This is a genomic window from Pseudomonas sp. AC193 (genome assembly GCF_979258075.1).
Map to the genome: position 1 here is coordinate 1,714,035 of NZ_OZ409832.1, position 24,988 is coordinate 1,739,022.

At 59.4% G+C, this 24,988-nt stretch carries 21 protein-coding genes and 2 pseudogenes; 11 read left to right on the forward strand and 12 right to left on the reverse strand.

Annotated features, from left to right (window positions below):
- Positions 1-30 precede the first annotated feature (30 nt).
- Together ACZZ0D_RS07915 and ACZZ0D_RS07920 are read right to left on the reverse strand one after the other, a co-directional pair.
- Positions 31-555 (reverse strand): cysteine hydrolase family protein, encoded by a 525-nt coding sequence (locus tag ACZZ0D_RS07915; RefSeq protein WP_463552856.1) that lies wholly within the window; start codon positions 553-555, stop codon positions 31-33.
- A gap of 207 nt (positions 556-762) precedes the next feature.
- Positions 763-1,146, reverse strand: a complete 384-nt coding sequence (locus ACZZ0D_RS07920; RefSeq protein WP_463552857.1) for a tautomerase family protein — start codon at positions 1,144-1,146, stop codon at positions 763-765.
- A gap of 602 nt (positions 1,147-1,748) precedes the next feature.
- Between ACZZ0D_RS07920 and ACZZ0D_RS07925 the strand changes: the two genes are divergently transcribed.
- The 4 genes from ACZZ0D_RS07925 (at position 1,749) to ACZZ0D_RS07940 (ending at position 4,234) form a co-directional block, all read left to right on the forward strand.
- Entirely contained in the window at positions 1,749-2,114 is a 366-nt protein-coding gene (locus ACZZ0D_RS07925) for a DUF6124 family protein (protein ID WP_463552858.1), read from the forward strand.
- Between the two features lie 179 nt (positions 2,115-2,293).
- The gene (locus ACZZ0D_RS07930; protein ID WP_159814142.1) at positions 2,294-2,488 is read left to right on the forward strand and encodes a hypothetical protein; all 195 of its coding nucleotides are present in this window, start codon (positions 2,294-2,296) and stop codon (positions 2,486-2,488) included.
- 35 nt (positions 2,489-2,523) lie between these two features.
- The gene (locus ACZZ0D_RS07935; protein ID WP_463552859.1) at positions 2,524-2,697 is read left to right on the forward strand and encodes a hypothetical protein; all 174 of its coding nucleotides are present in this window, start codon (positions 2,524-2,526) and stop codon (positions 2,695-2,697) included.
- A gap of 256 nt (positions 2,698-2,953) precedes the next feature.
- Entirely contained in the window at positions 2,954-4,234 is a 1,281-nt protein-coding gene (locus tag ACZZ0D_RS07940; protein ID WP_463552860.1) for an HAAAP family serine/threonine permease, read from the forward strand.
- 267 nt (positions 4,235-4,501) lie between these two features.
- On the opposite strand, the gene acnB is transcribed toward ACZZ0D_RS07940, so the two are convergent.
- On the reverse strand, positions 4,502-7,111 hold the full coding sequence (gene acnB / locus ACZZ0D_RS07945) for a bifunctional aconitate hydratase 2/2-methylisocitrate dehydratase (RefSeq protein ID WP_463554772.1): 2,610 nt from the start codon (positions 7,109-7,111) through the stop codon (positions 4,502-4,504).
- A 410-nt stretch (positions 7,112-7,521) separates the two neighbouring features.
- Here acnB and ACZZ0D_RS07950 point away from each other — a divergent pair, with 410 nt between their 5' ends.
- A complete protein-coding gene (locus ACZZ0D_RS07950; protein ID WP_159814138.1) occupies positions 7,522-7,992 on the forward strand; it encodes a DUF1289 domain-containing protein in 471 nt (156 codons plus the stop codon).
- A 208-nt stretch (positions 7,993-8,200) separates the two neighbouring features.
- Here ACZZ0D_RS07950 and ACZZ0D_RS07955 read toward each other — a convergent pair whose 3' ends face one another.
- Positions 8,201-9,064: a universal stress protein gene (locus ACZZ0D_RS07955; RefSeq protein WP_463552861.1), complete on the reverse strand. Its 864-nt coding sequence runs from the start codon at positions 9,062-9,064 to the stop codon at positions 8,201-8,203.
- Positions 9,065-9,222: 158 nt separating this feature from the next.
- Here ACZZ0D_RS07955 and ACZZ0D_RS07960 point away from each other — a divergent pair, with 158 nt between their 5' ends.
- From ACZZ0D_RS07960 to ACZZ0D_RS07970, 3 genes are all read left to right on the forward strand, one after another.
- Entirely contained in the window at positions 9,223-9,831 is a 609-nt protein-coding gene (locus tag ACZZ0D_RS07960; RefSeq protein ID WP_053121340.1) for a MiaE family protein, read from the forward strand.
- 181 nt (positions 9,832-10,012) lie between these two features.
- Complete coding sequence (locus ACZZ0D_RS07965) at positions 10,013-10,720, forward strand: response regulator (protein ID WP_463554773.1); 708 nt, start codon at positions 10,013-10,015, stop codon at positions 10,718-10,720.
- Positions 10,721-12,007, forward strand: coding sequence for an ATP-binding protein (locus ACZZ0D_RS07970; protein WP_463552862.1), 1,287 nt, complete (start codon positions 10,721-10,723; stop codon positions 12,005-12,007).
- 256 nt (positions 12,008-12,263) lie between these two features.
- Here the strand turns inward: ACZZ0D_RS07970 and ACZZ0D_RS07975 are convergent, their stop codons facing one another.
- Entirely contained in the window at positions 12,264-14,471 is a 2,208-nt protein-coding gene (locus ACZZ0D_RS07975; RefSeq protein WP_463552863.1) for a TonB-dependent siderophore receptor, read from the reverse strand.
- A gap of 234 nt (positions 14,472-14,705) precedes the next feature.
- A complete protein-coding gene (locus tag ACZZ0D_RS07980; protein ID WP_463552864.1) occupies positions 14,706-15,194 on the reverse strand; it encodes a GFA family protein in 489 nt (162 codons plus the stop codon).
- A gap of 253 nt (positions 15,195-15,447) precedes the next feature.
- Here ACZZ0D_RS07980 and ACZZ0D_RS07985 point away from each other — a divergent pair.
- The 3 genes and pseudogenes from ACZZ0D_RS07985 to ACZZ0D_RS07995 all read left to right on the forward strand — a co-directional run bounded on the left by ACZZ0D_RS07985 (position 15,448) and on the right by ACZZ0D_RS07995 (position 18,655).
- Positions 15,448-16,331: pseudogene (locus tag ACZZ0D_RS07985) on the forward strand (LysR substrate-binding domain-containing protein).
- Between the two features lie 99 nt (positions 16,332-16,430).
- Positions 16,431-17,555 (forward strand): annotated as a pseudogene (gene aguA / locus ACZZ0D_RS07990) (agmatine deiminase).
- 2 nt (positions 17,556-17,557) lie between these two features.
- Entirely contained in the window at positions 17,558-18,655 is a 1,098-nt protein-coding gene (locus tag ACZZ0D_RS07995) for an extracellular solute-binding protein (protein ID WP_463552865.1), read from the forward strand.
- 115 nt (positions 18,656-18,770) lie between these two features.
- On the opposite strand, the gene ACZZ0D_RS08000 is transcribed toward ACZZ0D_RS07995, so the two are convergent.
- The 6 genes from ACZZ0D_RS08000 to ACZZ0D_RS08025 are packed head-to-tail and all read right to left on the reverse strand — an operon-like array spanning position 18,771 to position 24,828.
- Positions 18,771-19,133, reverse strand: a complete 363-nt coding sequence (locus tag ACZZ0D_RS08000) for a Na+/H+ antiporter subunit G (RefSeq protein WP_053121325.1) — start codon at positions 19,131-19,133, stop codon at positions 18,771-18,773.
- Positions 19,130-19,408, reverse strand: a complete 279-nt coding sequence (locus ACZZ0D_RS08005; RefSeq protein WP_003225959.1) for a K+/H+ antiporter subunit F — start codon at positions 19,406-19,408, stop codon at positions 19,130-19,132. The genes ACZZ0D_RS08000 and ACZZ0D_RS08005 overlap by 4 nt, the downstream gene beginning before the upstream one ends.
- On the reverse strand, positions 19,405-19,893 hold the full coding sequence (locus tag ACZZ0D_RS08010) for a Na+/H+ antiporter subunit E (protein ID WP_463552866.1): 489 nt from the start codon (positions 19,891-19,893) through the stop codon (positions 19,405-19,407). Before ACZZ0D_RS08010 ends, ACZZ0D_RS08005 begins: the two co-directional genes overlap by 4 nt.
- Complete coding sequence (locus tag ACZZ0D_RS08015; protein WP_053121321.1) at positions 19,890-21,569, reverse strand: monovalent cation/H+ antiporter subunit D; 1,680 nt, start codon at positions 21,567-21,569, stop codon at positions 19,890-19,892. Before ACZZ0D_RS08015 ends, ACZZ0D_RS08010 begins: the two co-directional genes overlap by 4 nt.
- The gene (locus tag ACZZ0D_RS08020; protein ID WP_007910763.1) at positions 21,566-21,910 is read right to left on the reverse strand and encodes a Na+/H+ antiporter subunit C; all 345 of its coding nucleotides are present in this window, start codon (positions 21,908-21,910) and stop codon (positions 21,566-21,568) included. Before ACZZ0D_RS08020 ends, ACZZ0D_RS08015 begins: the two co-directional genes overlap by 4 nt.
- The gene (locus ACZZ0D_RS08025; RefSeq protein WP_463552867.1) at positions 21,910-24,828 is read right to left on the reverse strand and encodes a monovalent cation/H+ antiporter subunit A; all 2,919 of its coding nucleotides are present in this window, start codon (positions 24,826-24,828) and stop codon (positions 21,910-21,912) included. Before ACZZ0D_RS08025 ends, ACZZ0D_RS08020 begins: the two co-directional genes overlap by 1 nt.
- Between the last annotated feature and the right edge of the window lie 160 nt (positions 24,829-24,988).

A 24,988-nucleotide genomic window follows, 5' to 3' on the forward strand; every position in this document is an offset into this window, starting at 1 on the left:
AGCTGATGCAGGGCTCGCCTGAACGCTTCGTCAGAAGCTTACGTCGGCGCTGTTTATTACCCGGGCGAAGGCGCCACCGAGGGTGGCGTTGTGGTGATCGATGATCGCCTGCGCTGATAGGGCAGGAGTGTCCATGCAGGTGTGGGCGTCGGCGATCAACACGGGTTTGAAGCCCAGGTCGGCAGCAGCGCGGCAAGTGCTGTCGATGCAGAATTGAGTCTTCATTCCGACGAGGTAGAGATTCTCGATTTTTCTGGATTGCAGTTGCTGCGCCAAGTCAGTGCCATGGAAGGCGTTGGGTCTGGACTTGTTAAAGAGGGTTGCGGTTTCAGCGTTGAGCTCAAGCTCGGGCAGCAATTGCCAGAACGGACTGCCAGCGGCAATCGGCGAACCTTGGGGCCCGGTGTGGCGTACCGCAAAGATCGGCACCTGCTGTTGTCTCGCCTTGGCGATCAGGTGCTGGATGTTGGCGAGAATGTGCTCGCCGTGATGAGGTTGTTCCGGGCCATGAAACAGACCGACCTGCATATCGATGATCAACAGTGCTGCAGACATGATGTCTCTCCTTGAGTGCTGCAAATGCCGCACGGACGGGAGAAACAACAAGGCCCCGTCCATTGCTGGCGGGGCCTTGGGTTTGCTGCGCTGGGGTTACCTCAGGCGCAAACACCACGACCCGCCGATGGCGGTCGTGGTGGTACGGGTGAGGTGCAGCGCGCAAAGGTTCATGGGGCTGATCATGCTGTGCGGGTTGCGCGCCTGTCAATTGGCGTATTGAGCGATGCCGTTGCCGAACGACCAGTTCTCTTTTTTCACTTCCACCAGATTGATGAACACATCTTCGAGGCGAATCGACAGGTGCGTGTTGAGGTTCTGCGCGATGGTTTGGTACAGCGCTTTTTTCTGCTCCAGCGTTCGGCCTTCGTTGAGCGTGATCTGGATGATCACCAATTGGTCGGAGCGCTGGATGCCGAGGTACTCGGTGTCGAAGATAAAGTGATTGGCGTCGTGCTCGTTGAGGATCTGGAAGTTGTCATGATCCGGGACGTTGATGGCGCTGCGCATGGCGCTGTAAATCTGCTCGCCGATGCGTTTGGCAAAGGTCGGATCGGGGTGTTTTTTGATTTCGACGCGGACTAATGGCATGGGTAGGCTCCGAGGGAGTAGTGGGGCCTTTCTCACGCTAGATGAAATGGTGGGGATTGAAAGTATTTCGCTCGCCGATCCGACGCCTTCGCGAGCAAGCCCGCTCCCACAAAGGATCGCATTCCAACTGTGGGAGCGGGCTTGCTCGCGAAGAGGCCGGTACGACCAACACTAAAGCCTGCCTCTTGCACGGTGCTCTCGCGCCACAATCTGTCGGACATTTCGCCTCGTGTTGTCAGCCAATAAACACAACTCGGTGATTCGTGTTTATAGACACCTGAAGTTACGTACGATTGCCCACAAATCGTTGCGTCGTTGCCTACGCCTAAGACAGAATCCGCCGGCTTGTGCGCCTTGGGGCGGGTCGGTAACGTTGATCGGGTCACTGATTTCCAGTGATCGGGCTTAGCGGCTCGGTATGCATCCACGGTTGTACAAGTCCTATCAAGTCAGGCTTTCGCCTGCGCTCGATGGTGGCTGTGCGCATGGCATCTTCGGATGCGCCGGGTTGTGAATGCTTACCGGACCGCTAACTTGCGCACAGCTGCCTCCCTTTTGCTTAGCGGTGGAATGGATGCAGCCTTATTACGAGGTAAGCATTTATGTTCAAGGTAACGCCAAACCCGCCGGCCACCGATCCGGCATCGCCGTACGAATCCTCCCAATCCAAGAAATTCCACGAAGCCGCCGAACGCGCCCTCGACCACTACCTCGGCCCTCCCACTGCCGAAATCATGGCCGCACCGTATGCGTCCAACCGTTTGTTCATGGTCAACCCGGCCAGTGCGAACGAACCTCTATTGGCCGACGCCAGCGAAAGCCTCGGCTCTGCCTCCGTGATGCTTAACGACTTGGCGGGGATGCTTGAGGGCACTCATCGCAGGACGTTGTTAGGGATTGCGCAAGTGGTGATGTTGGGTGAGTTGGCTGTCAATCAGGTGCTCGATAATTTGGTACCGGTCGATTGATCCAGCACGGCGGCGAGGTGATAAGTCTCGCCGCTGTCTCTGTATGAGGCTGCCTACGTAACTCCCGGATTTTGCCTACGTACCCTACAGATCCGTCTGCTATTCGGTAGAGGAGGAACGAGGAATGATGTGGGTGCAAGGCAGCCTGGACAGTGGTTGCCAACAGCCAAGGAAGGCGAATGCTTCAAAATAATCGGGAAAACCTGGAACTCGAAAGGCTCCTGAATGAGACACGCAAACTCGTAGCCGAACGTCAAAAGCTTTTGACGGAGGAAAAAAAGCTGAGCAGGGAGGCGAATTTATATCCGCTCGCAATATTAGGGGGGCTGGTGACCGCAATCACTGCCGTAGCAGGCTTCTTTTTCAAGTCTTAAGTACTCGAACCTTCTAACCAAAAGGACAATCAAAAATGAGCACCTATGACCTAAAAGCCAGAATGGAAGAACTCGAGCGGGAGCACGATGAATGGGCTGAGAGAGTGCGCATCAAGAACAAAGGCGACATGTTACCTGTCTGGGCGATGCTGGCTTTCGGTCTGTTTTGCATGTCAATGGGTTTCATGTTGGGTCGATTAGTCGGATGAGGTTGAGGTTTTTCCCTCATGCCCGATGCGATAACTTGCCGAAAAACGACATGTCGCGTGCTCGTTGACGACAGTCATTTTCTTAAAAACGACACTCCGCTGATCTGCTCCGCACAACCATTCCTCAGCTAAGTCTTTGCTTCTGCTCATTTATCGCGGAGAATCGCGCCCCTGTTTCGGCCGGAGCATGTCTGTCGGTTTTTTCCGACGCGTCCTGACCGAGTGGCAAGTGACCGGAATGCGGAGATCCGACCGGATGAATGATCAGGCCAATAGCGTCGAAGAGCGCTTTGATGCAGCAGCACCCGCTGAACTTTCGAGCTGGAATCGCCAGGACACCACCTGGATGTTGGGGTTGTTCGGGACGGCCATTGGCGCCGGTACCCTGTATTTGCCGATCAACGCAGGCTTGGGTGGCTTCTGGCCGCTGGTGGTGCTTGCGCTGTTGGCGTTCCCGATGACGTTCTACGCACACCGTGGCCTGACCCGTTTTGTGCTGTCCGGTCGCGAAGGCGCTGACATCACTGAAGTGGTCGAGCAGCATTTCGGCATCAAGGCCGGTGCGCTGATCACGCTGCTGTACTTCTTCGCGATCTTCCCGATTCTGCTGATCTACAGCGTGGGCCTGACCAATACGGTCGCCAGTTTCCTTGAACATCAATTGCACATCACGCCGCCGCCGCGTGCGCTGCTGTCGTTCGTGCTGATTCTTGGTTTGCTGGCAGTGGTGCGTTGCGGCCAGGACGCCATCGTCAAGGCAATGAGCCTGATGGTCTATCCGTTTATCGTCGCGCTACTGTTTCTGGGGATATACCTGATTCCGCACTGGAACGGCGGCATCCTCACCACCGTTTCGCAGGTGCCGCCAGCGTCGGCGCTGCTGCACACGCTGTGGCTGGCGATTCCGGTGATGGTGTTCTCGTTCAACCACTCGCCAATTATTTCGGCATTTGCGGTGGATCAGAAGCGTCAGTATGGCGTGCATGCCGATGAGCGCAGCTCGCAGATCCTGTTCCGCGCCCATGCGTTGATGGTGCTGATGGTGTTGTTCTTCGTCTTCAGTTGCGTGCTGACGCTGTCGCCGGAGCAATTGGCGGAGGCCAAAGAGCAGAACCTGTCGATCCTGTCGTACCTGGCCAACCACTTCAACAATCCGACCATTGAGTTTGCAGCGCCGCTGATTGCATTTGTGGCGATCTCCAAGTCGTTCCTCGGTCACTACATCGGTGCCAGCGAAGGTCTGAAAGGCCTGATCGTGAAGAGCGGCAAGCGTCCGGGCGCGAAGGCACTGGATCGCATCGTGGCGGCGTTCATGCTGGTGATCTGCTGGGTCATCGCAACGCTGAACCCGAGCATTCTCGGCATGATCGAAACCGTCGGCGGCCCGGTGATTGCGGCGATTCTGTTCCTGATGCCGATGTACGCGATTCGCAAAGTACCGGCGATGGCGCGCTATCGTGGTCAGGCGTCGAACGTGTTTGTCACGGCAGTAGGTCTGGTGGCGATTTCGGCATTGGTTTACAAGCTGACTGTCTGACCGATCTGTGCGGCTGCGAGTCTGCCATCGCGAGCAGGCTCGCTCCCACAGTATTTTGCACAACACCCTCAATCTCAAACCTGTAGAGATCTCCTGTGGGAGCGAGCTTGCTCGCGAATGCGGTGGGTCTTCAGCGCTTGCGTCGCCTGACACCATGCATTCGCGAGCAAGCCCGCTCCCACAGTGTTTAGCGTGATGCTTACCCTACAGGCCTAAAAAAACGCCGCTCATCTGACGATGGGCGGCGTTTTTTATTGCGTTGTAACGTTAGGCTTGAACGACCGGGATGTTGGCGTTCGCAGCAGCTTCACGGAACTCGGCGATCTGGTCGAAGGACAGGTAGCGGTAGATATCGGCCGCCATGCTGTCGATCTTGCCAGCGTATTCCATGTACTCCTCGACGGTCGGCAGGCGACCCAGGATCGAAGCCACGGACGCCAGCTCGGCCGAAGCCAGGTAGACGTTCGCGCCGTCGCCCAGACGGTTCGGGAAGTTACGGGTCGAAGTGGACACCACGGTAGCGTTCGGCTCTACACGTGCCTGGTTACCCATGCACAGCGAGCAGCCTGGCATTTCCATGCGTGCGCCAGCCTTGCCGTAGATGCCGTAGTAGCCTTCTTCGGTCAATTGGTGAGCGTCCATTTTGGTCGGCGGCGACAGCCACAGACGGGTTGGCAGCTGACCCTTGACCTGATCCAGCAACTTACCGGCAGCGCGGAAGTGACCGATGTTGGTCATGCACGAACCGATGAACACTTCGTCGATCTTCTCGCCAGCAACGCTGGACAGCAGACGGGCGTCGTCCGGATCGTTCGGCGCGCACAGTACAGGCTCGCTGATGTCGGCCAGATCGATTTCGATGATTTCGGCGTATTCGGCGTCAGCATCGGCTTCCATCAGTTCCGGGTTGGCAACCCAGGCTTCCATCGCTTGAGCGCGACGTTCCAGAGTGCGCGCATCGCCGTAGCCTTCACCGATCATCCAGCGCAGCAGGGTGATGTTGGAGTTCAGGTACTCGGTGATCGACTCTTTCGACAGCTTGATGGTGCAACCGGCAGCCGAACGTTCGGCCGAGGCGTCGGACAGTTCGAACGCCTGCTCGAGGGTCAGACCTTCCAGACCTTCGATTTCCAGGATGCGGCCGGAGAAGGCGTTTTTCTTGCCTTTCTTCTCGACGGTCAGCAGACCGTTCTGGATAGCGAAGTAAGGAATCGCATGAACCAGGTCACGCAGGGTGATGCCAGGTTTCATTTTGCCTTTGAAACGCACCAGGATCGATTCCGGCATGTCCAGCGGCATAACGCCGGTGGCCGCAGCAAACGCAACCAGACCGGAACCGGCCGGGAACGAAATGCCCATCGGGAAACGGGTGTGCGAGTCACCACCGGTACCGACGGTGTCTGGCAGCAGCATGCGGTTCAGCCACGAGTGGATGATGCCGTCGCCCGGACGCAGGGAAACGCCGCCGCGGGTCATGATGAAGTCAGGCAGGGTGTGGTGGGTGGTCACGTCGATCGGCTTTGGATATGCCGCGGTGTGGCAGAAGGACTGCATCACCAGATCAGCCGAGAAGCCCAGGCACGCCAGGTCTTTCAGTTCGTCACGGGTCATTCGAACGGTGGTGTCCTGAGAACCCACGGTGGTCATTTTCGGTTCGCAGTAGGTGCCAGGACGGATGCCTTTGCCTTCTGCCAGACCGCACGCCTTGCCTACCATTTTCTGCGCCAGGGTGTAACCCTTGGTGCTTTCGATCGGTGCGTCAGGCTTCTTGAACAGGTCGAACGCAGGCAGACCCAGTTCGGCGCGAGCCTTCTCGGTCAGGCCACGGCCGATGATCAGCGGAATACGGCCGCCAGCACGGACTTCGTCCAACAGCACCGGGGTCTTCATTTCGAAGGTGGTGATGACTTCGTCAGTGCCGTGTTTGCAGACTTTGCCAGCATGCGGGTACAGGTCGATCACGTCGCCCATGTTCATGTTGGAAACGTCGAACTCGATTGGCAGTGCGCCGGCATCTTCCATGGTGTTGTAGAAGATCGGAGCGATTTTGCTGCCGAAGCAGAAACCGCCAGCGCGCTTGTTCGGCACGTAAGGAACGTCGTCGCCGAAGAACCACAGCACCGAGTTGGTAGCGGATTTACGCGAAGAACCAGTGCCGACCACGTCACCGACGTAGGCGATCGGGAAGCCTTGACCGCGCATTTCTTCGATCTGCTTCATCGGGCCGATGGCGCCCTGCTGATCAGGAACGATGCCGTCGCGGGCCATTTTCAGCATGGCCAGGGCGTGCAGCGGGATGTCTGGACGCGACCAGGCATCGGGAGCAGGGGAGAGGTCGTCGGTGTTGGTTTCGCCGGTAACCTTGAACACACGCAGGCTGATCTTGTCGGCCAGAGTCGGGCGGTTTTTGAACCACTCGCCGTCAGCCCAGGATTGCAGCACGGCTTTAGCGTGAACGTTACCGTTCTTGGCTTTTTCCGCGACGTCGTGGAACGCATCGAACATCAGCAGGGTGTGCTTGAGTTGCGCGGCAGCGACTGGCGCCAGTTCGGCGTCGTCCAGCAGCTCAACCAGGGTCACGATGTTGTAGCCGCCCTGCATGGTGCCGAGCAGTTCTACAGCGCGTTTTTTGTCCAGCAGAGGGGAGGAAACTTCGCCCTTGGCCAGTGCAGACAGGAAGCCGGCTTTTACATAGGCCGCTTCGTCCACGCCTGGTGGAATGCGATTGGTGATCAGGTCAACGAGGAATTCTTCTTCGCCAGCCGGAGGGTTTTTCAGCAGCTCGACCAGGCCTGCTGTTTGTTCGGCGTTAAGCGGCTGGGGAACGATACCCAGGGCTGCACGCTCTTCGATATGTTTGCGGTAGGCTTCAAGCACAGTTATTACCCTCATCAGTGGTCCCAAATGGGTGTCCGGGACGCTCATCCCGAAATGGCCGTACTCATGCGCTGCGTGGCGTTGTGGGCCACTTAGCCAGAATTACCGACCATTCCTTACAGAAGCTGCTTTCAAAGTTTTACGCCTGCAGAACGGGGAGCTGATGAGGGTTGGCGTTGGGCTTTTCCCCGCTGGAAAAACCCTTCGCCAACACCGCTCTGAAGGAACGACTGTGCTCGTGACGCTTTGAAAACAGCTTCTAACGGACATTGGCGCCTTAAAAGGCTGGCTGATTCTACGGCAAAAAAAATTTAAAGGTAAGTTCACCCCTGAACTTTGAGGGGTGATGAATGTTAGACAAAGGGCTAACATGCCGACCTGTTCCGCGTTTCAGTGCCTTTGCCTACTTTATGCCCAATCAGACCATCAAGACCCCCTGCGTCGGCCTCTGCTCCACTGTTTACGGTGATCTGGTGTGCCGTGGCTGCAAGCGTTTCCACCACGAAGTGATCCATTGGAATGGGTACAACGAGGAGGAAAAACGTGCGGTGTGGTTGCGACTGGAGCAATTGCTGTCACAAGTGATGGCGGGCAAGGTCGAGATTTTCGATTCGGCGCGTCTGCGCGAGCAGCTCGAACAGCGCAAGATCCGCTTCGTGCCGCATCAATCGGAATATTGCTGGGCGTATCAGCTGATTGCCCGGGGGGCGCGGGTGATCATTAATCTCGACGCGTACGGGATGGTGCTGCTGCCGGAGTTTCGCGAGTGGAATCTGCCGGAATTGCGCGATGCCATTGATCGGGAATTTTTCCTGCTGTCGGAAGCGCATTATCAGCGCTACATCGCCCCCGGATTCCTCAAAGACGCCTTTGGCGCTTGAAGATCAAAAACTTCGCGAGCAAGCCCGCTCCCACATTTGGAATGCGTTTTCCTGTAGGAGTGAGCCTGCTCGCGATGAGGCCGGTACATTCAACATAGTCTTCGGCCGATACACCGCCATCGCGAGCAGGCTCACTCCTACATTTGAAATACGTACCCCTGTGGGAGCGGGCTTGCTCGCGAAGGGGCCAGATCAGGCGCTGCAATCTTTAATGTTTCACCGCCAACTCCACCAAATGATCCTCAACCTCCTGCGGTTTGAGTACCAGCACATCACTCTCCAGCTCATCCAGCACCACTTCCGCCGTATTGCCGATCAGCGCCCCCGACAACCCGGTGCGCGCCACCGTGCCAATCACGGTCACCGCTGCCTGCAGCTTGTGCGCCATAAACGGAATCAACACATCCGCCGGGCCTTCTTCGATGTGCAGATGCTCGGCATCAATATCAAATTCCGCCTGAAACGCCCGGCATTGCTCGCGATAGCGCGCTTCGATGGTTTCGCTGAGCTGGAACGTCGGATCCGCCGCCGACAGCATCGGCGAGGGATGCGCCGCAATCACATGCAGATGCGCCTTGGCCAGGGCGGCGATGTCGTAGCCGTGATCAATGATCGTATTGTGCAAATGCCGGTGCTCGCCATCGGCATTGCCGACATCGACCGCCGCCAGAATCACTCGGTCTTTCCACGAGGTCGACGTTTTCACCAGCAGCACCGGGGTAGGGCAGTGGCGCAGCAGTTTCCAGTCCGCCGGAGTCAGCAGGGCTTTCTTCAGTGAGCTGTCCGGGAAATGCTGCTTGATCACCAGTCCGCAGCCCTCGGCCTGCTGCACATCGATGATGGTTTCGTGCAGGCTCTCGTTCCACGCCTGTTCGGTGGTGGCGCTGTAACCGTCCGCCAGTAGCGCGGCTTTGAGCACGCCGAGCATGCCGGCGTGGTCGTGCTTCTTGTCGCAGACCAGCAGGTGCAGATGGGCCTGGGTCACGCCCGCGATCAACTTGGCGCGCTTGAGCGCCAGGCTTTCCGAATGTTCGGGTTCGATGACCACCAGAATGCTGCGAATGGCTTGCATGAGCGGAGTCTCCAGCAAAGAAAAGGCACGGCGTTGCACAACTATAGTTGCTGCCAGAACGTGCGCGACTTGATGCATATCAACGCCAGCCGCTGGTGGTCTGCGGACAGGCCGGTATAATCGGCGCCCTTCGCTCGAACACCTTTACCGTGAGCCCCATGATCCTTCCCGAAATCCACGAATTCCTTGGCTGCCGCACTCCCGACGCTTGGGTTCAGGCCGCACTGGCCGATCAGGAGACCCTGCTGATCGACCACAAAAACTGCGAGTTCAAAGCCGCCAGTACCGCGTTGAGCCTGATAGCCAAGTACCATTCCCACGTCGACCTGATCAACATGATGTCGCGTCTGGCCCGGGAAGAACTGGTGCACCACGAACAAGTCATGCGCCTGATGAAGCGTCGCAAGATCGAACTGCGCCAGTTGCACGCCGGCCGATACGCGTCGAGCCTGCGCAAAGTGGTGCGCAGTCATGAACCGGTGAAACTGGTGGATACGCTGGTGGTGGGCGCGTTTATCGAAGCGCGCAGTTGTGAGCGTTTTGAAGCGCTAGTACCGCATCTTGATGAGGAACTCGGCAAGTTCTATTTCGGTTTGCTGAAAAGCGAGGCGCGGCATTTTCAGGGGTATCTGAAGCTGGCTTATCAGTACGGTGATGCCAAAGATGTTGAGCAGGTGATCGTGCGGGTTCGTGCTGCCGAGCAAGAGCTGATTGAATCGCCGGATGAAGAATTCCGCTTTCACAGTGGTGTGCCTGTCGCGGCATAACCCTGTAGGAGCACGGCTTGCCTGCGATAGCGATCTCAAGGACGCATTCGCTGGCAAGCCATGCTCCTACCCAATCTGTTAAAAACTCTTAAGAGTATGAAACATCACCGATAACCGGCTTCCGCCTGAGAATGCCGCCATAATGTCGACCACTTCACACATGGGTTGGCAGACGGTCGTTATGGATAACCTGGGTTTCGGCAAAGTCCTTCTGGTGGAAGACGACGAGCGTCTCGCGGCGCTGATCGCCCACTTCCTCGAACAACACGGCTACGAGGTGCGCACGGTGCACCGTGGCGATCTGGCCGTGGCCGCTTTTCTCGAATTCAAACCGAAAGTGGTGGTGCTCGACCTGATGTTGCCGGGGCAGAGCGGTCTGCACGTGTGCCGCGAAATTCGCAGCGTGTCGGACACGCCGATCGTCATTTTGACCGCCAAGGAAGACGACCTCGACCACATTCTCGGTCTGGAATCCGGTGCCGACGACTACGTGATCAAACCGATCAAACCGCCGGTGTTGCTCGCCCGTTTGCGCGCGTTGCAACGGCGTCAGGTGCCGGACAGCAGCGTGGTCAGTTCCCTGGAGTTTGGTCAGTTGAGCATCGACCGCAGTTGTCGCGAGGTGCGTCTGGCCGGTGAGATCATCGAAATGACCACCATGGAATTCGAACTGCTGTGGTTGCTCGCCAGCGCTGCCGGCAAGATTCTTTCCCGTGACGACATCCTCAACCGCATGCGCGGGATTGCCTTCGACGGGCTCAACCGCAGCGTCGACGTGTACATCAGCAAACTGCGCAACAAACTCAGAGACAATCCGCGTGAGCCGGTGTGCATCAAGACCGTGTGGGGCAAGGGTTATCTGTTCAATCCGTTTGCCTGGGAGCTGTAGATGCTGCGCTTATTTCTCGGGCTGTTTCTGGTGATGACGGTGGGGCTGGTGCTGGCCTTGCAGACGGTCGAGCACACCTTTAACGCCTTGCTCGACAATCAGATGCAGGCCTACAACCGCGAGGCGGTGCGCGGTCAAGCGTGGTCGCTGGTCGAGCACATGCGCGATCAACATGGCGAAGCACGCGAGCAGCAGCTTGAGGCGTTGCGTCCGCACTATGGCCTGTCGTTGGGGCTGGTCGAAACCGATCAACTGAAACTGACCGACGAAGAAAAATCAGAGCTCGCGCAGAATCTGTTGGTGATCCGCGACAACTACACGCAGTTCATTAGCAACATTGACGGTGGCTCGCAGTTGCTCAGCATCAAGCTGCCGCCCGAGCCGAGCCTGATGCCGTTCTACATCACGGCGGCGTACATGATGCTGGCGGTTCTGATCGGCATCGTGTTGTTCTTCTGGGTGCGCCCGCACTGGCGCGATCTGGAGAAGCTGCGGCTGGCCGCCGAGCGCTTTGGCGATAACGATTTGTCGGTGCGTATCCAATTGTCGAAGCGCTCGAACATTCGTGATCTGGCGGAACACTTCAACCTGATGGCCGCGCGCATCGAAGGCCTGATCGCCAATCAGCGCGAGCTGACCAACGCGGTGTCTCACGAACTGCGCACGCCGATTGCGCGGTTGTCGTTTGAGCTTGATCAACTGAAGCAGCAGCCGGACGCCAGCCAGAGCCGTGAGCTGATTGCCGACATGTACGCCGACCTTGGCGAGCTGGAGGAAATGGTCTCCGAGCTGCTGACTTACGCCAGCCTTGAGCGCGGTGCGACGGTGATCAAACGCGAGAACATTCAGGCGACCAACTGGCTCGACAGCGTGGTCGGCAGCGTCGCGCTGGAGGCGGAAGCGGCGGGCGTGCAGTTGCTGATTGGCGAATGCCGGCTCGACACGGTGCGCATCGAACCACGGTTTATGGCGCGGGCGGTGATCAACCTGCTGCGCAACGCGATTCGTTACGCCGAGCAAAAAGTCGAAGTGACACTGGTGCGCACCGGGGATTATTACGAGGTGCGGGTCGACGACGATGGGCCGGGCGTGCCGCTGGAAGGGCGGGAGAAGATTTTCGAACCGTTCTCGCGGCTGGATGCCAGTCGGGATCGGCGCACGGGTGGATTTGGCTTGGGTCTGGCGCTGGTGCGGCGCGTGTCGCAGTCCCATGGCGGACAGGTTGAGGTGGGGGAATCAATTTGGGGTGGGGCGTCGTTTCGGATGACGTGGGCGCATCTGGATTGATTCGCGGTGGTGGTCAAGGCCTCTTCGCGAGCAAGCCCGCTCCCACATTTGGAATGCATTCCCCTGTGGGAGCGAGCTTGCTCGCGAAGGCGTAAGCCCAGTCAAAACAGCTCTGACTGACCCACCGCCATCGCGAGCAGGCTCACTCCTACATGGGTTATCTGTCGTGTCCAAATATTGTAGGCACCACCAAACCCTGTAGGAGTGAGCCTGCTCGCGATGAGGCCAGCCCTGAAAAAACCAATTCAGCCCCGGATCAAAAATCCCACTTCGTCGTCAGCATCACATTGCGTGGCTCGCCGTAGAACGTGGTGTCGAAGTTGCCCAGCCCCGTCAGGTACTGTTTGTCGAACACGTTGTTGGCATTCACCGTGAAGCTCAGGTTTTCGTTGTACTGATAGCGCGTCATCAGGTCGACGAGGGTGTAGCCACCTTGTTTGATGCGCGTGTAATCGCCGGCCGGGGCGCTGTAGATGTTGCCGTAGAACGCGCTCTGCCAGCTCACGCCGCCACCGACGGTGACCTTGTCCAGCACGCCGGGCAGTCGATAGGTGGTGAAGGTGCGCACCACATGTTCAGGTTTGGTGGTCGACAGTGGGTACCCGTAAATGCGCTGCTCATCGGCGTCTCGCGTGCGCGCGTAGGTATAGCCGGCGGAGACGTTCCAGCCCTCGGCCAGTTCGCCGGCCAGTTCCAGTTCCACGCCTTGGGTGGTCGCGCCGTTGATGGATTTGTAGATGCCTTCGTTGGTCACCGGGTTGGTGCCGATCGATTCGGCGACGCCGTCCTGTTCGATGCGGAAAAACGCCAGCGCGGCATTCAATCGACCGTCGAAATACGCCGCTTTCAAGCCTGCCTCATAGCTATCGCCTTCGACCGGGGCGAGGGTCGAACCGTTGATGTCCTTGTAGGTCTGCGGCTGGTAGATGCTGGTGTAACTGGCGTACAGCGAGTAGGTGTCGTTGAGGTCGTAGACCAGCCCGGCGTAAGGCGTGACCACGCCGTGTTCCTTGTAGCTGGCGTGGGTATCGTCCAGCCCGGCACCGGGGATGTAGCCGTAATCTTCGTTGTATTTGAAGGTGCTCAAGCGGCTGCCGAGGATCACCGACAGATCATCGGTCGGGTGCAGGCGCGTGGCCAGGTACACACCGTTCTGGCTTTGGGTGCGCTCGTATTTACCGTTCTTCGGGAATTGCTGTTTCGGCAGTTCACCGTTCCAGTCGTAAATGCTCCCCGGTACTTGCGAGAAGGCGCTGGTGTCGTAGGTCGAACCGGTCTGGCGCGAGTGCGCGGTCATCACGCCGGCAATCAGCTCATGCTCGCGACCGCCCAAGGTGAACGGGCCGGAGACGTTGACGTCGGCGGTGTTCTGCACGCGATGGCCTTCCCAGCGGCCCCAATACAAGAACATGCCCTCGCCGGTGGCGCGATCAGGATTGCCACCGCTGGCCGAGGCGAGTTGCGTATCGTGATCGGTAGTTTTCTGGTCGAGGCTGACCTTGAATTTCCAGTCATTCGCCAGCGCCTGCTCCAGCGAGGCGAAGTAGGTGATGTTGTCGAAATCGCGGCGGCTCCAGTCGGCACCGGAGTTGAAATGACGCGGGAATTCGGTGCGGCCGCCATCGCTGAAGTACACCGGGTTGCCAGTCCAGGAACTGCCGCGCGGCGTGGTGCTGGATTTGTCGATGCCGAAGGTCAGCAGGGTGTCGTCGGTCAGGTCGGCTTCGAGGATGCCGTAGAACAGGTCTTTCTTCTGGCTGTAGTGATCGAGGTAGGAATTCTTGTCCGAATAGGCACCGACAAAACGCCCGCGCACGTTGCCCGAATCGGTCAGCGAACCGGAGATATCGCCGACGGTGCGATAGGCATCCCACGAACCGACGGTGCCACTGATCGACGCCTTGAATTCCTTGGTCGGCTTCTTGCGGATCAGATTGACGGTGGCCGATGGATCGCCGTTACCGGTCATGAGGCCGGTCGCGCCTTTGATCACTTCGACGCGATCAATGCTCGCGGCGTCGTCACCGTTGTTCGGGTTTTCGCCGTACACGCCGTCGTACGGAATGTTTACGCCGTCGTACTGGAAGTTAGTGATAGCGAAGCCGCGCGCGGAAAACTCAGTGCGGTCGCTGTCGTACTTTTGCGTGGAAATGCCGGGGGTGTTGCGCAGTGCATCGCCGACACTTTGCACGCCGCGATCGTCCATTTGCTGGCGGGTGATGACCGTGACCGATTGCGGTGTTTCGCGAATCGACAGCGGCAAGCCGGTGGCCGACGACGTCGCGCCGGTGGTGTAGGAATGGGTGTCTTCGGTGACTGCACCGAGGCCTTGCGCGGAAATATTGGTGGCGCCCAGCTGCAGGGCTTCATCGGTTTTAGCGACGGTTTCAGCGGCGTGCGCGTGAAGGCTCAGCAGGGCCAGCGCCAACGGGCACAAGGCAAAACGAAAACGGACGTGCGACATGGAGATCCCTTTGCATCGAATCGATCGGTAGTTGAAGTGCTTCTGAGGGGTTAACCGAACGAGAACGGCAAAGGGGAACTGCGTTGATCAAAAAAAATCCGGGCCAGTGGAAATCATCAATGTGGGAGCGGGCTTGCTCGCGAAGACGGAGTGTCAGACGACTCAAACTGCGCCTGGAGTACCGCTTTCGCGAGCAAGCCCGCTCCTACAAGGGATCTGTGTTTACCTGTAGTTTCAGCGAGATAGACTCAAGCGTTCATGCCACTGCGCAATGGATTCTTCTGGGTAGACGTCGAACTGCTTGTCCTTGGCTTTGGCGTCGACTTCGACCCACGGCGCCTTCGAGCCGAGCATCAAGTGCGTGTGTTCCGGCGGTACCGGCAACGCGGTGTCGATGGCCGAGGCGAACGGGTGGATCAGCTCCGGCCACTCCGGGCTGAACAGCCACAAACCGCTGCCGCACACTGCGCAGAAATGCCGTTCGGCAGTGCTGCGGTGGGCGCGTTTCTCGCCTGGGTCTTTCATCTTCGCGTGGTAAATCGTGATGTTTTTGCGACCCTGCACCTTGAGCGTCGTCGCGTCGCCGCCGAGGTTGATCGCGTATCCGCCACCGCCCTGGGTTTTGCGGCAGATCGAGCAGTAGCAGCGTTGATACGGATAGGGGTGGGCGCTGGTCAGGCTGAACGTGACCGCGCCGCAGTGGCAGGAGCCTTCGAGGTGCATGATGGGGGCCTCCGGTTGGCTGGGATGGTTCGGGTTAGCCTAGAAGAGTTGAGGTGAATGTGCCGCCGCCTTCGCGAGTAAGCCCGCTCCCACAATTTGAAATGCATGCCCCTGTAGGAGCTGCCGAAGGCTGCGATCTTTTGACTTTGGTTAGTCAAACAAGATCAAAAGATCGCAGCCTGCGGCAGCTCCTACTGGACTGGCGCAGTCCGGCCGGTCAGCATGTCCGCCTAAAAACAGGGATCAACAACCCATGCGACGACTCCCCTCACTGGCCGCGCTGCGAACCTTCGAATGCGCCGCTCGTCACGCGCATTTCGGTCGCGCTGCTGCCGAACTGTGCGTCACCGACAGCGCCGTCAGCCACCAGATCCGCCAGCTCGAAGAACAACTCGGCGTCCCCCTGTTCATCCGCGAAGGCCGGCAAATCCGCCCGACCATCGCCGCTGGCCGCCTGATGCAAAGCCTGCAGCAAGCTTTCGAATTGATCGGCGACGCCTGCGATGAGTTGCGCGATCCATCCTCGCTGGCCGTGCTGCGCCTGGCCGTGACCGCCGAACTTGCGCAAAAGTGGCTGATGAGCCGCCTCACCGATTTCTACGCGCGCTACCCGCACATCACGTTGCACCTTTACGAACAACCAATCGACGCCAGCGGCCCCGGCGAAGACATCGACCTGGCGATCACCTACGGCACCGGCCCGGTCGACAGCAGCGCTTACTTCGTTCGACCGTTGCCGGCGCTGCAGTTCTTCCCGGTGTGCAGCCCCGGCCTGTTCAACCAAGGCACGCTGAAGACGCCCAAGGATCTGGCCCGCCACTGCCTGCTGCATGACGATCAGGACGGTAAGACCTGACCGCGTGGCTGACCAGCCATGCCGGCGATCAGCGTCCGCAGCGTCAGTTGTATTTCGCTCACGCGGGGTTGGCGCTGGAAGCCGCGGCGCAAGGGCAGGGCGTGGCGATGGGCGACAACCTCACCGCGCAGGAAGATTTGCAGAGCGGGCGGCTGGTGCGGCCATTTACTTCGAGTATGACTGCGCTCGGCCAATACGCACTGGTCTGCGAGCGGGTGCGCATGGAGCGTCCGGCGGTGGCGCAGATGCTTGAATGGTTCAACGATCAGCTGGCTGATTGATGAGTTGAATTCAACTGTTCCGCAATATTCATCGTTGGCGGGCCCTCCGCCAACGCCCGTACCGTGTGGTCATTCCCATCGCGAAAACGAGGTTTGACCATGGCACGTTTGCTCGACTCCACCCCTAAACACGACGGCTTCCGCCTGCCCGGCGAATTCGAAAGCAAGTCCGGCTGCTGGCTCGGCTGGCCGGAGCGCACTGACGTCTGGCGCAACGGCGCCAAGCCTGCGCAGAAAGTCTGGGTGCAAATCGTTACCGCCATCTCCCACAGCGAACCGGTCACTGTTTGCGCCTCCGCTGCACAATTTGTCACGGCCCGTCGCCAGTTGCCGCCGCAAGTGCGCGTGGTCGAGATGACCTGCAACGACACCTGGTTCCGCGACAGCGGCCCGTGCTTTGTGGTCAATGATCAGAGTGGTGAAGTGCGCGGCGTCGATTTCGAATTCAACGCTTACGGCGGCCTCGACGGCGGCCTCTATTACCCGTGGGACAAAGACGATCAGATCGCCAGCAAAATCCTCGAAATCGAGCGCTTCGACCGCTACCGTGCGCCACTGATCGCCGAACTCGGAGGCATCCAGAGCGACGGTCAGGGCAGCATCCTCACCACCGAACAGTGCCTGCTCAACCGCAATCGCAATCAGCATCTGGGCAAAGAGGAAGTCACCCACCGACTCACCGATTACCTCGGCGCCGAACAAGTGATCTGGTTGCCACGCGGCTGCAAGTTCGATGAAACCGATGGCCACGTCGACGATCTCGCCTGCTTCGTCCGCCCCGGTGAAGTGGTGCTGCAATGAACCGACAATCGCGACGATCCGCAGTGGGAAATCTATCAAGAGGCCTACGACATTCTGCGCAGCACCCGCGACAGCCGTGGCCGTGAACTGATCGTGCACAAACTGCCGCAACCGGACGTACTCGAATGGACGGCCGAAGAAGCCGAAGGCCTGGATCAGCAGGACAGCACCCACACCCGTCAGGCCGGCACGAAAATCTGCGCGTCGTACATCAACTATTACGCCGGCAACAGCTCGATCGTGGTGCCGCTGTTTGGTGATCGTCAGGACAAAGTCGCGATGGCGACGCTGGCCGAACTGTTCCCTCAGCACAAGATCGTCGGCATTGAAAACTCCCGGGAAATTCTCCTTGGCGGCGGTAACGTGGCGTGCATCACCATGCCGCAATACGCCGGCACCCCTGACCACAACAAGGGAGCGTGACCATGCGCCTGCACAAACTGACTCAAGCGTTATTGCTGGTGCTTGCACCCTTGTGTGTGCAGGCTGCCGACACCGCCAAACCGGTGGTTAATCTGTACATCTGGGGCGAGTATCTGGCCCCGGACACCTTAAAGAATTTCGAGGCGAAAACCGGCATCCATGTGGTTGCCGATCATTTCGACTCGCTCGAAACCGTCGAAACCAAACTGCTCACCGGGCGCAGTGGCTACGACTTGGTGCTCACCGCTGGGCAGCATCTGTCGCGAGCCATTGAAAGCGGCGCGATTCAGCCGCTGGACAAGGCGCGGGTGCCGCACTTTTCCGGCGTTGGGGAAGAGTTCCGTCAGCACATGGCGGTGTTCGATCCGGGCAATCGTTACGCGGGGATTTACGCGTGGGGCACCACGGGCGTGGGTTATCAGGAAGAGGCGGTCAAAAAGCGTCTGCCCGACGCGCCAAAGGACAGTTGGGCGATGCTGTTCGATCCGGCGGTGGTGTCGAAATTCGCCGACTGCGGGGTGAGCCTGCTCAATGATCCGAATGAAGTGTTTGCGGCGGTCATGAAGTACATGGGCCTGGACATCAACCGGCAGAACCTTGATGACCTGAAACTCGCCGAGCAGCAACTGGCGAAGATTCGTCCGTATATTCGCTACTTCGACAATGACCTGAACATCAGCGATCTGGCCAACGGCAACACCTGCGTGGCGATGTCGTGGAACGGCAACGTGGCGATTGCCGCTGGGCAAGCGGAGGCGGCGAACAAGCCGTTCAAGCTCAGTTACCGGATTCCGAAAGAGGGTACGTTGATCTGGTTTGACGCGATGGTGATCCCCAAGGATGCGCCGCATCCCGAGGCCGGGCTGGCGTTGATGGATTACTTGATGACGCCGGAGGTGATGGCGCCGATTACCGACACCATCCATTACGCCAATGCGATCACGGCGGCGGATGGTCTGGTGGATGCATCGATTCGCAATGATCCGGGGACGTATCCCTCGGCTGAAGTGCGGGCTACGTTGTATAGCAAGAATGACAATGGCAAGGCGTTCAACCGGGCGTTGATTCGGGCGTTTAGCCGGTTGAAGTCAGGGCTCTGAGATTTGTGTTGGATGTCCCGACGCCTTCGCGAGCAAGCCCGCTCCCACATTTGGAACGCGTTCCCCTGTAGGAGTGAGCCTGCTCGCGATGGCTTTATTGCAGGCAACAAAAAACTCAGCTACCACCCTCAGTCCGCCGACTACTCACCTCAGCTGGCACATCATCCCCCGCCATACGCTTGCGAAACAACGCCGCCCGCGCCAGCAGCAACGTGGTCACCGGCACCGTGATCGCCAGCAAAATCGGAATCAACCACGCGTGCAGCACCGGCCCCGATTTCAGCGCCGAGAAGCAAATGATTGATGCCAGCGCCACACACCAAGCGCCCAATGTCGAAGCCAGTGCCGGCGGGTGCATGCGCTGAAAATAATCCTTCATCCGCAGCAATCCGGTCGCACCAATTAGCGCAAACACACCGCTGAGCACCAACAGGATCGCCACCGGAATCTCGACCCACAGAGACAATTCAGCATTCATTCGATCACCTCGCCACGCAGCAGGAATTTCGCCAGGGCAAACGAGCCGACGAAGCCGAACAGCGCGATCAGCAGCGCCGCTTCGAAATACGTGTCACTGGAATAGCGAATGCCCAGCGTCAGCATCATCAGCATCGCGACGATGTACAGATAATCCAGCGCCAGTACCCGATCCTGCGCCGAGGGGCCCTTGAACAGGCGAATCAGCGTCAGCACCATGGCCAGCGAAAACAGGAACAGCGTCAACAAAATCGCGTTCGACAGTAATGGGCTCATTCGAAGATCTCCATCAACGGCCGCTCGTACGTGGTTTTGAAGTGCTCGATGAAGTGCGCCTCATCGTCCAGATCCCAAACGTGCAGCAACAAAATGCTGCGATCCAGCGCCAGTTCCGACCACACCGTGCCGGGCACCACGGTGCAGATTGCCGCGAGCGCAGCCAGACCGTTGGCGTCGCGCAGATCCAGCGGCACTTTGATAAACCCGGAGCGAGGCGGGCGGTGCCCGGCATTGAGTACGCCCCAGGCCACGATCAGGTTGGAAGCCACCACGTCGCGTCCTACCACCAATAGCAGGCGCAGAATTGTCAGCGGACGACGAATGCGCACCTGCTTTGGCCGTAATTTGCGCATCATCAGCGGTGCGCAAAAACCGAGGATCGCACCGATCAGCAGATTGCCCGGGCTGACCGACAGGTTCAGCACCAGCCACAGCAGCCACAGCGCCAGCGACAGCAACGGTGCAGGAAAGATACGCTTCATGGCTGCACCTCCAGCATGGCCGCTTTGGCTTCCGGACTTGGTACGGCGCGGGTGCCCAGCACCGCCATCACGTACTGCTGCGGATTGTTCAGCGCATCGGCGGTGGCCTGGGTGAAGCGCATCAGCGGCTCAGCCTTGAAGGTGAGGACGATGCTCAAACCCAGCAGCAGGAAAATCGGCGCGCATTCGAGTTTGCGCAGCAACGGCGAAGGTCGTTCCTCAGGCGTCCAGAAACGCTGGATACCGAGGCGCGAGAACGCCATCAACGAGCCCAGCCCAGAAAGAATCAGCAATGCCAGCAATGCCCATGCGGCCATCGAAATCGGCTCCCCGGCACCCAGTCCCAAGGGATTGAGCAGGGCGCTTATCAGGTTGAGTTTGCCGATGAATCCGGACAGTGGCGGCATGCCGATGATCAGCAGGGCGCAGGCGATGAAGCTCAAACCGAGAAACGCCATCGTCCACGGGATGACCTGGCCGACCACGGCTTTTTGTTCGTCGTCGAGGTTGATGCCTTTGGGCGGTTGCAAGGATTCTTGCGGGCGCGGCAGCATGTCGCTTTCGTCTTCCAGCGGGATTTCGTTGGCCGAGCGCGAACGTTCGATCAACTCTGCCAGCATGAACAGTGCGCTCAAGGCCAGCGTCGAGCTGACCAGATAAAACAGCGCCGCGCCGATCAGGTTCGGCTGAGCGAAACCGACCGCCGACAGCAGAATCCCGGCCGACACCAGAATGCTCAGGCTGGCCATACGCTCCAGACGTTGCGCCGCGACAATCGCCAGCGCGGCGCAGGCGATGGTCACCATGCCGCCGTAGATCAGCCATTCGCCGCCGAAGTACGCCGAAGCGCCGGCCTGCCCGGAGAACAGCAGCGTCCACAAACGCAGCAGGGTGTAGACGCCGACCTTGGTCATGATCGCGAACATCGCCGCGACCGGCGCACTGGCCGAGGAATAGGCCGGCACCAGCCAGAAGTTCAGCGGCCACATGCCGGCCTTGGCCAGAAACGCGACAGCGAGAATGCCCGCGCCCGCATGCAGCAAGCCACGGTCGGCTTCCGGCACCAGCGGAATTTTCAGCGCCAGATCCGCCATGTTCAGCGTGCCGGTGACGCCGTAAATCAGCGCCGCGCCGATCAGGAACAGCGACGAGGCCAGCAGGTTGATCGAGATGTAATGCAGCCCTGACGACACCCGCGCCCGACCCGAGCCGTGCAGCAACAGGCCATAAGACGCGGCGAGCAAGACTTCGAAGAACACGAAGAGGTTGAACAGATCCGCCGTGAGGAACGCGCCGTACAGGCCCATCAACTGAATCTGGAACAGCGCGTGGAAACTGGAACCGGCGCCGTCCCAACGCGCCATCGCGAAGAGCAGGGCGCTGACGCCGATAATCCCGGTCAGCACCAACATCAGCGCCGACAGTCGATCGACTACCAGAACAATGCCGAACGGTGCCTGCCAGTTGCCCGGCAAGTACACACCGATGGAGCCGGGCACGCCGGTGGTTTGTGTCCATTGCAGCAGCATCACCGAAATGAACAAACCGACGAGGCTGGAGAACAGGTTGATTTTCGCCTTCAGCGGCCGGTGCCGTTCGCCGAGCATCAACATGATGGCGGCTGTCAGCAGCGGCAGCAGAATCGGTGCGGCGATCAGGTGAGTCATCGCCATCATTCTTTAGGCTCCCGGCCATCGACGTGGTCGGTGCCGGTCAGGCCGCGCGAAGCGAGCAGAACGACGAGGAACAGCGCGGTCATGGCAAAGCTGATAACGATTGCGGTCAGCACCAGCGCCTGTGGCAGCGGGTCGGTGTAGTGCAGCAAGTCCTGAGTCACGCCGTCCTTGATCACCGGCTCCTTGCCGATAAACAGGCTGCCCATGCTGAAGATGAACAGGTTGACGCCGTAGGACAGCAGGCACAGGCCCATGACCACCTGGAACGTCCGTGGCCGCAGGATCAACCAGACGCCGGACGCCGCGAGGACGCCGATGGCGATTGCGATGACTTCTTCCATCAGACGGCTCCTTTGCTGGCGACGGACTTGGGCAGCGATGCGGTCTTGTGACCCCGCACCGATTGGTGGGCGAGGGCGGTGAGGATCAACAGCGTTGAACCCACTACTACGCCGTATACGCCGACGTCGAAGAACAGCGCGCTGGCGATATGGATGTCACCCAGCACCGGCAAGCTGAAATGCCAGGTGTGCGTGGTGAGGAACGGATAGCCGACCAGCATCGCCCCCAAACCGGTGACGGTGGCGAACAGCAATCCGGTGCCCATCCAGCGCAACGGTCGCAGGCTCATTTGCGCCTCGACCCACTGCGTGCCGGCGACCATGTATTGCAGGATGAACGCCACCGACATCACCAGACCGGCGACAAAACCGCCGCCCGGCTGATTGTGCCCGCGCATGAACAGGTAGAACGACACCACCAGCGCAATCGGCAGCAGCAGGCGTACCAGCACCGCCGGCACCATCATGAAACCGAGCGCGGTGTCGCTGGCCGAGCGCGGGTTGACCAGATCGGTGACCACGTCGGGTGCCAGCAGGCGTTGCTGAGCCGGCAACTGCATGCTTTCTTTCGGTGGGCGGAAACGGCGCAGCAGGGCGAACACGGTCAGCGCCACGGCGACCAGCACGGTGATTTCACCGAGGGTGTCGAAACCACGGAAATCCACCAGCATCACGTTGACCACGTTGCTGCCACCGCCCTCGGGCATGGCGCGGCTGAGGTAGAACGAGGAAATGTCGTTCGGCGTCTGCCGCGTGAGCATCGCGTAGGACAGCAGCGCCATGCCGCCGCCGACGGCAATCGATAGCAACAAGTCGCGCAGACGACGAATGCGGGCCTTGCGCAGGGTGCTCGGCAACGGCGAAACCTCTTCGATCCGTCGTGGCAGCCAGCGCAGGCCGAGCAGGATCAGCACCGTGGTGACCACTTCAACAGCCAGTTGCGTCAGCGCCAGATCCGGCGCGGAGAACCAGACGAAGGTCACACAGGTCATCAGGCCGCAAACGCTGACCATGGTCAGTGCGGCGAGACGGTGATATTTGGCCTGCCAAGCGGCACCGAGGGCACAGGCGATCGCCAGCAGCCACAGGGTCACGAAGACGATCGAGCCGGGGATCTTCGGCCGGTCGCCCCAGCTCAGCGTGCTGTGCAGCATCGGGATCAGACCGGCGAGCACCGCGGCCAGCACCATCAGGAACAATTGCATCTGCAGACGCTTGGTGCCCAGACGCCGCTCGACGCGACGAGCCATGCGCATCATCACTACCAGGCTGCGTTCGAACAGGCGCTTGCCGTTGAAGCGTCCCACCAGTGGCGGGTATTTGAATCGGCCGAGTTTGAACTGGTTGCGCAGCAGCAGGTACAGAACGATGCCGCCGGACATGGCGATCAGGCTCATGATCATCGGTGCATTCAGGCCATGCCAGATCGCCAGGCTGTATTCCGGCAGCACGCCGCCGACCACGGGCAGCGCCGCAGCGGCGAGGAGCGGGCCGACGATTTGCGCCGGGAAAATCCCCACCAGCAGGCAAGTGAACACCAGCAATTCAACCGGCGCGCGCATCCAGCGCGGCGGTTCGTGCGGGGTGTGCGGCAGGTCGGTGGCCGGCGGGCCGAAGAACACATCAACGGTGAAGCGCAGTGAGTAAGCGACGCTGAACATGCCGGCGATGGTCGCGACAATCGGCAACGACATTTCTACCCAGGCCGTGGCGTTGATGAACACGGTTTCGGCGAAGAACATCTCTTTCGACAGGAAACCGTTGAGCAATGGCACGCCTGCCATCGAGGCGCTGGCAACCATGGCCAGGGTCGCGGTGTAGGGAATCAGTTTGATCAGGCCGCTGAGTTTGCGGATGTCACGGGTGCCGCTCTCGTGGTCAATGATGCCCGCGGCCATGAACAGCGAGGCCTTGAACGTTGCGTGATTGAGGATGTGAAACACCGCCGCAACGGCGGCCAGCGGACTGTTCAAGCCCAGCAGCAAGGTGATCAGACCGAGGTGGCTGATGGTCGAGTAGGCCAGCAAGCCCTTGAGGTCATTCTGGAACATCGCGCAATACGCGCCGAGCAGCAGCGTACACGCGCCGGCGCCGCTGACGATGTAGAACCATTCTTCGCTGCCGGACAGCGACGGCCATAGACGCGCGAGCAAGAAGACCCCGGCCTTGACCATGGTCGCCGAGTGCAGATAAGCAGAAACCGGGGTCGGCGCCGCCATCGCGTGGGGCAGCCAGAAGTGGAACGGGAACTGCGCACTTTTGCTGAGTGCGCCGATAAGAATGAGGGGCAGAAGGACAGGGTAGAGGGCATGTGCGCGAATCAGATCGCCGGCGGCCAGGACCTTGTCGAGGTCGTAGCTGCCAACGACATGGCCGAGAATCATGACCCCCGCCAGCAGGCATAACCCGCCGGCACCGGTGACCATCAACGCCATGTAGGCGCCACGTCGGGCGTCGGCGCGGTGGTGCCAATAGCCGATCAGCAGGAACGAGAAGAGGCTGGTCAGCTCCCAGAAAAACACGATCTGGATCAGGTTGCCCGAGATCACCAAGCCGAGCATGGCGCCCATGAATGCCAGGAAAAACGCGAAGAAACGCGGCACCGGGTCATCCGGCGACATGTAATAACGGGCATATAAAGAAACAAGTGTGCCGATGCCGAGCACCAGCATCGAGAACAGCCAGGCGAAGCCGTCCATGCGCAGCACGAAGTTCAGACCGAGGCTGGGCAGCCACATGAATTCTTCGCGGATGACGCCGCCGTGGGCGATTTGCGGGTACAGCATCGCGACCTGGACGGTACCGATCAGAGCGACCAGACCTGCCAACAGGGATTCGGTGTTACGCGCGTTGTGTGGCAGCACCGCTGCCAGACAGCTGCCAATGAATGGCAGAAGCAGTAGAACTATCAGGGACATAGGCTTCTAATCTGCGGAAGTTTGTGAAGCATCATACGTGCCAGCTCCCCGATCACCAAACGCCAGGATGTCTCAGAATCCTACAAAGTAGTCTGAATATTTCGGTTTGGCATTGTTTCGGGAGGGTGGATGTTGTGGCTGCTGGCCCTTTCGCGAGCAA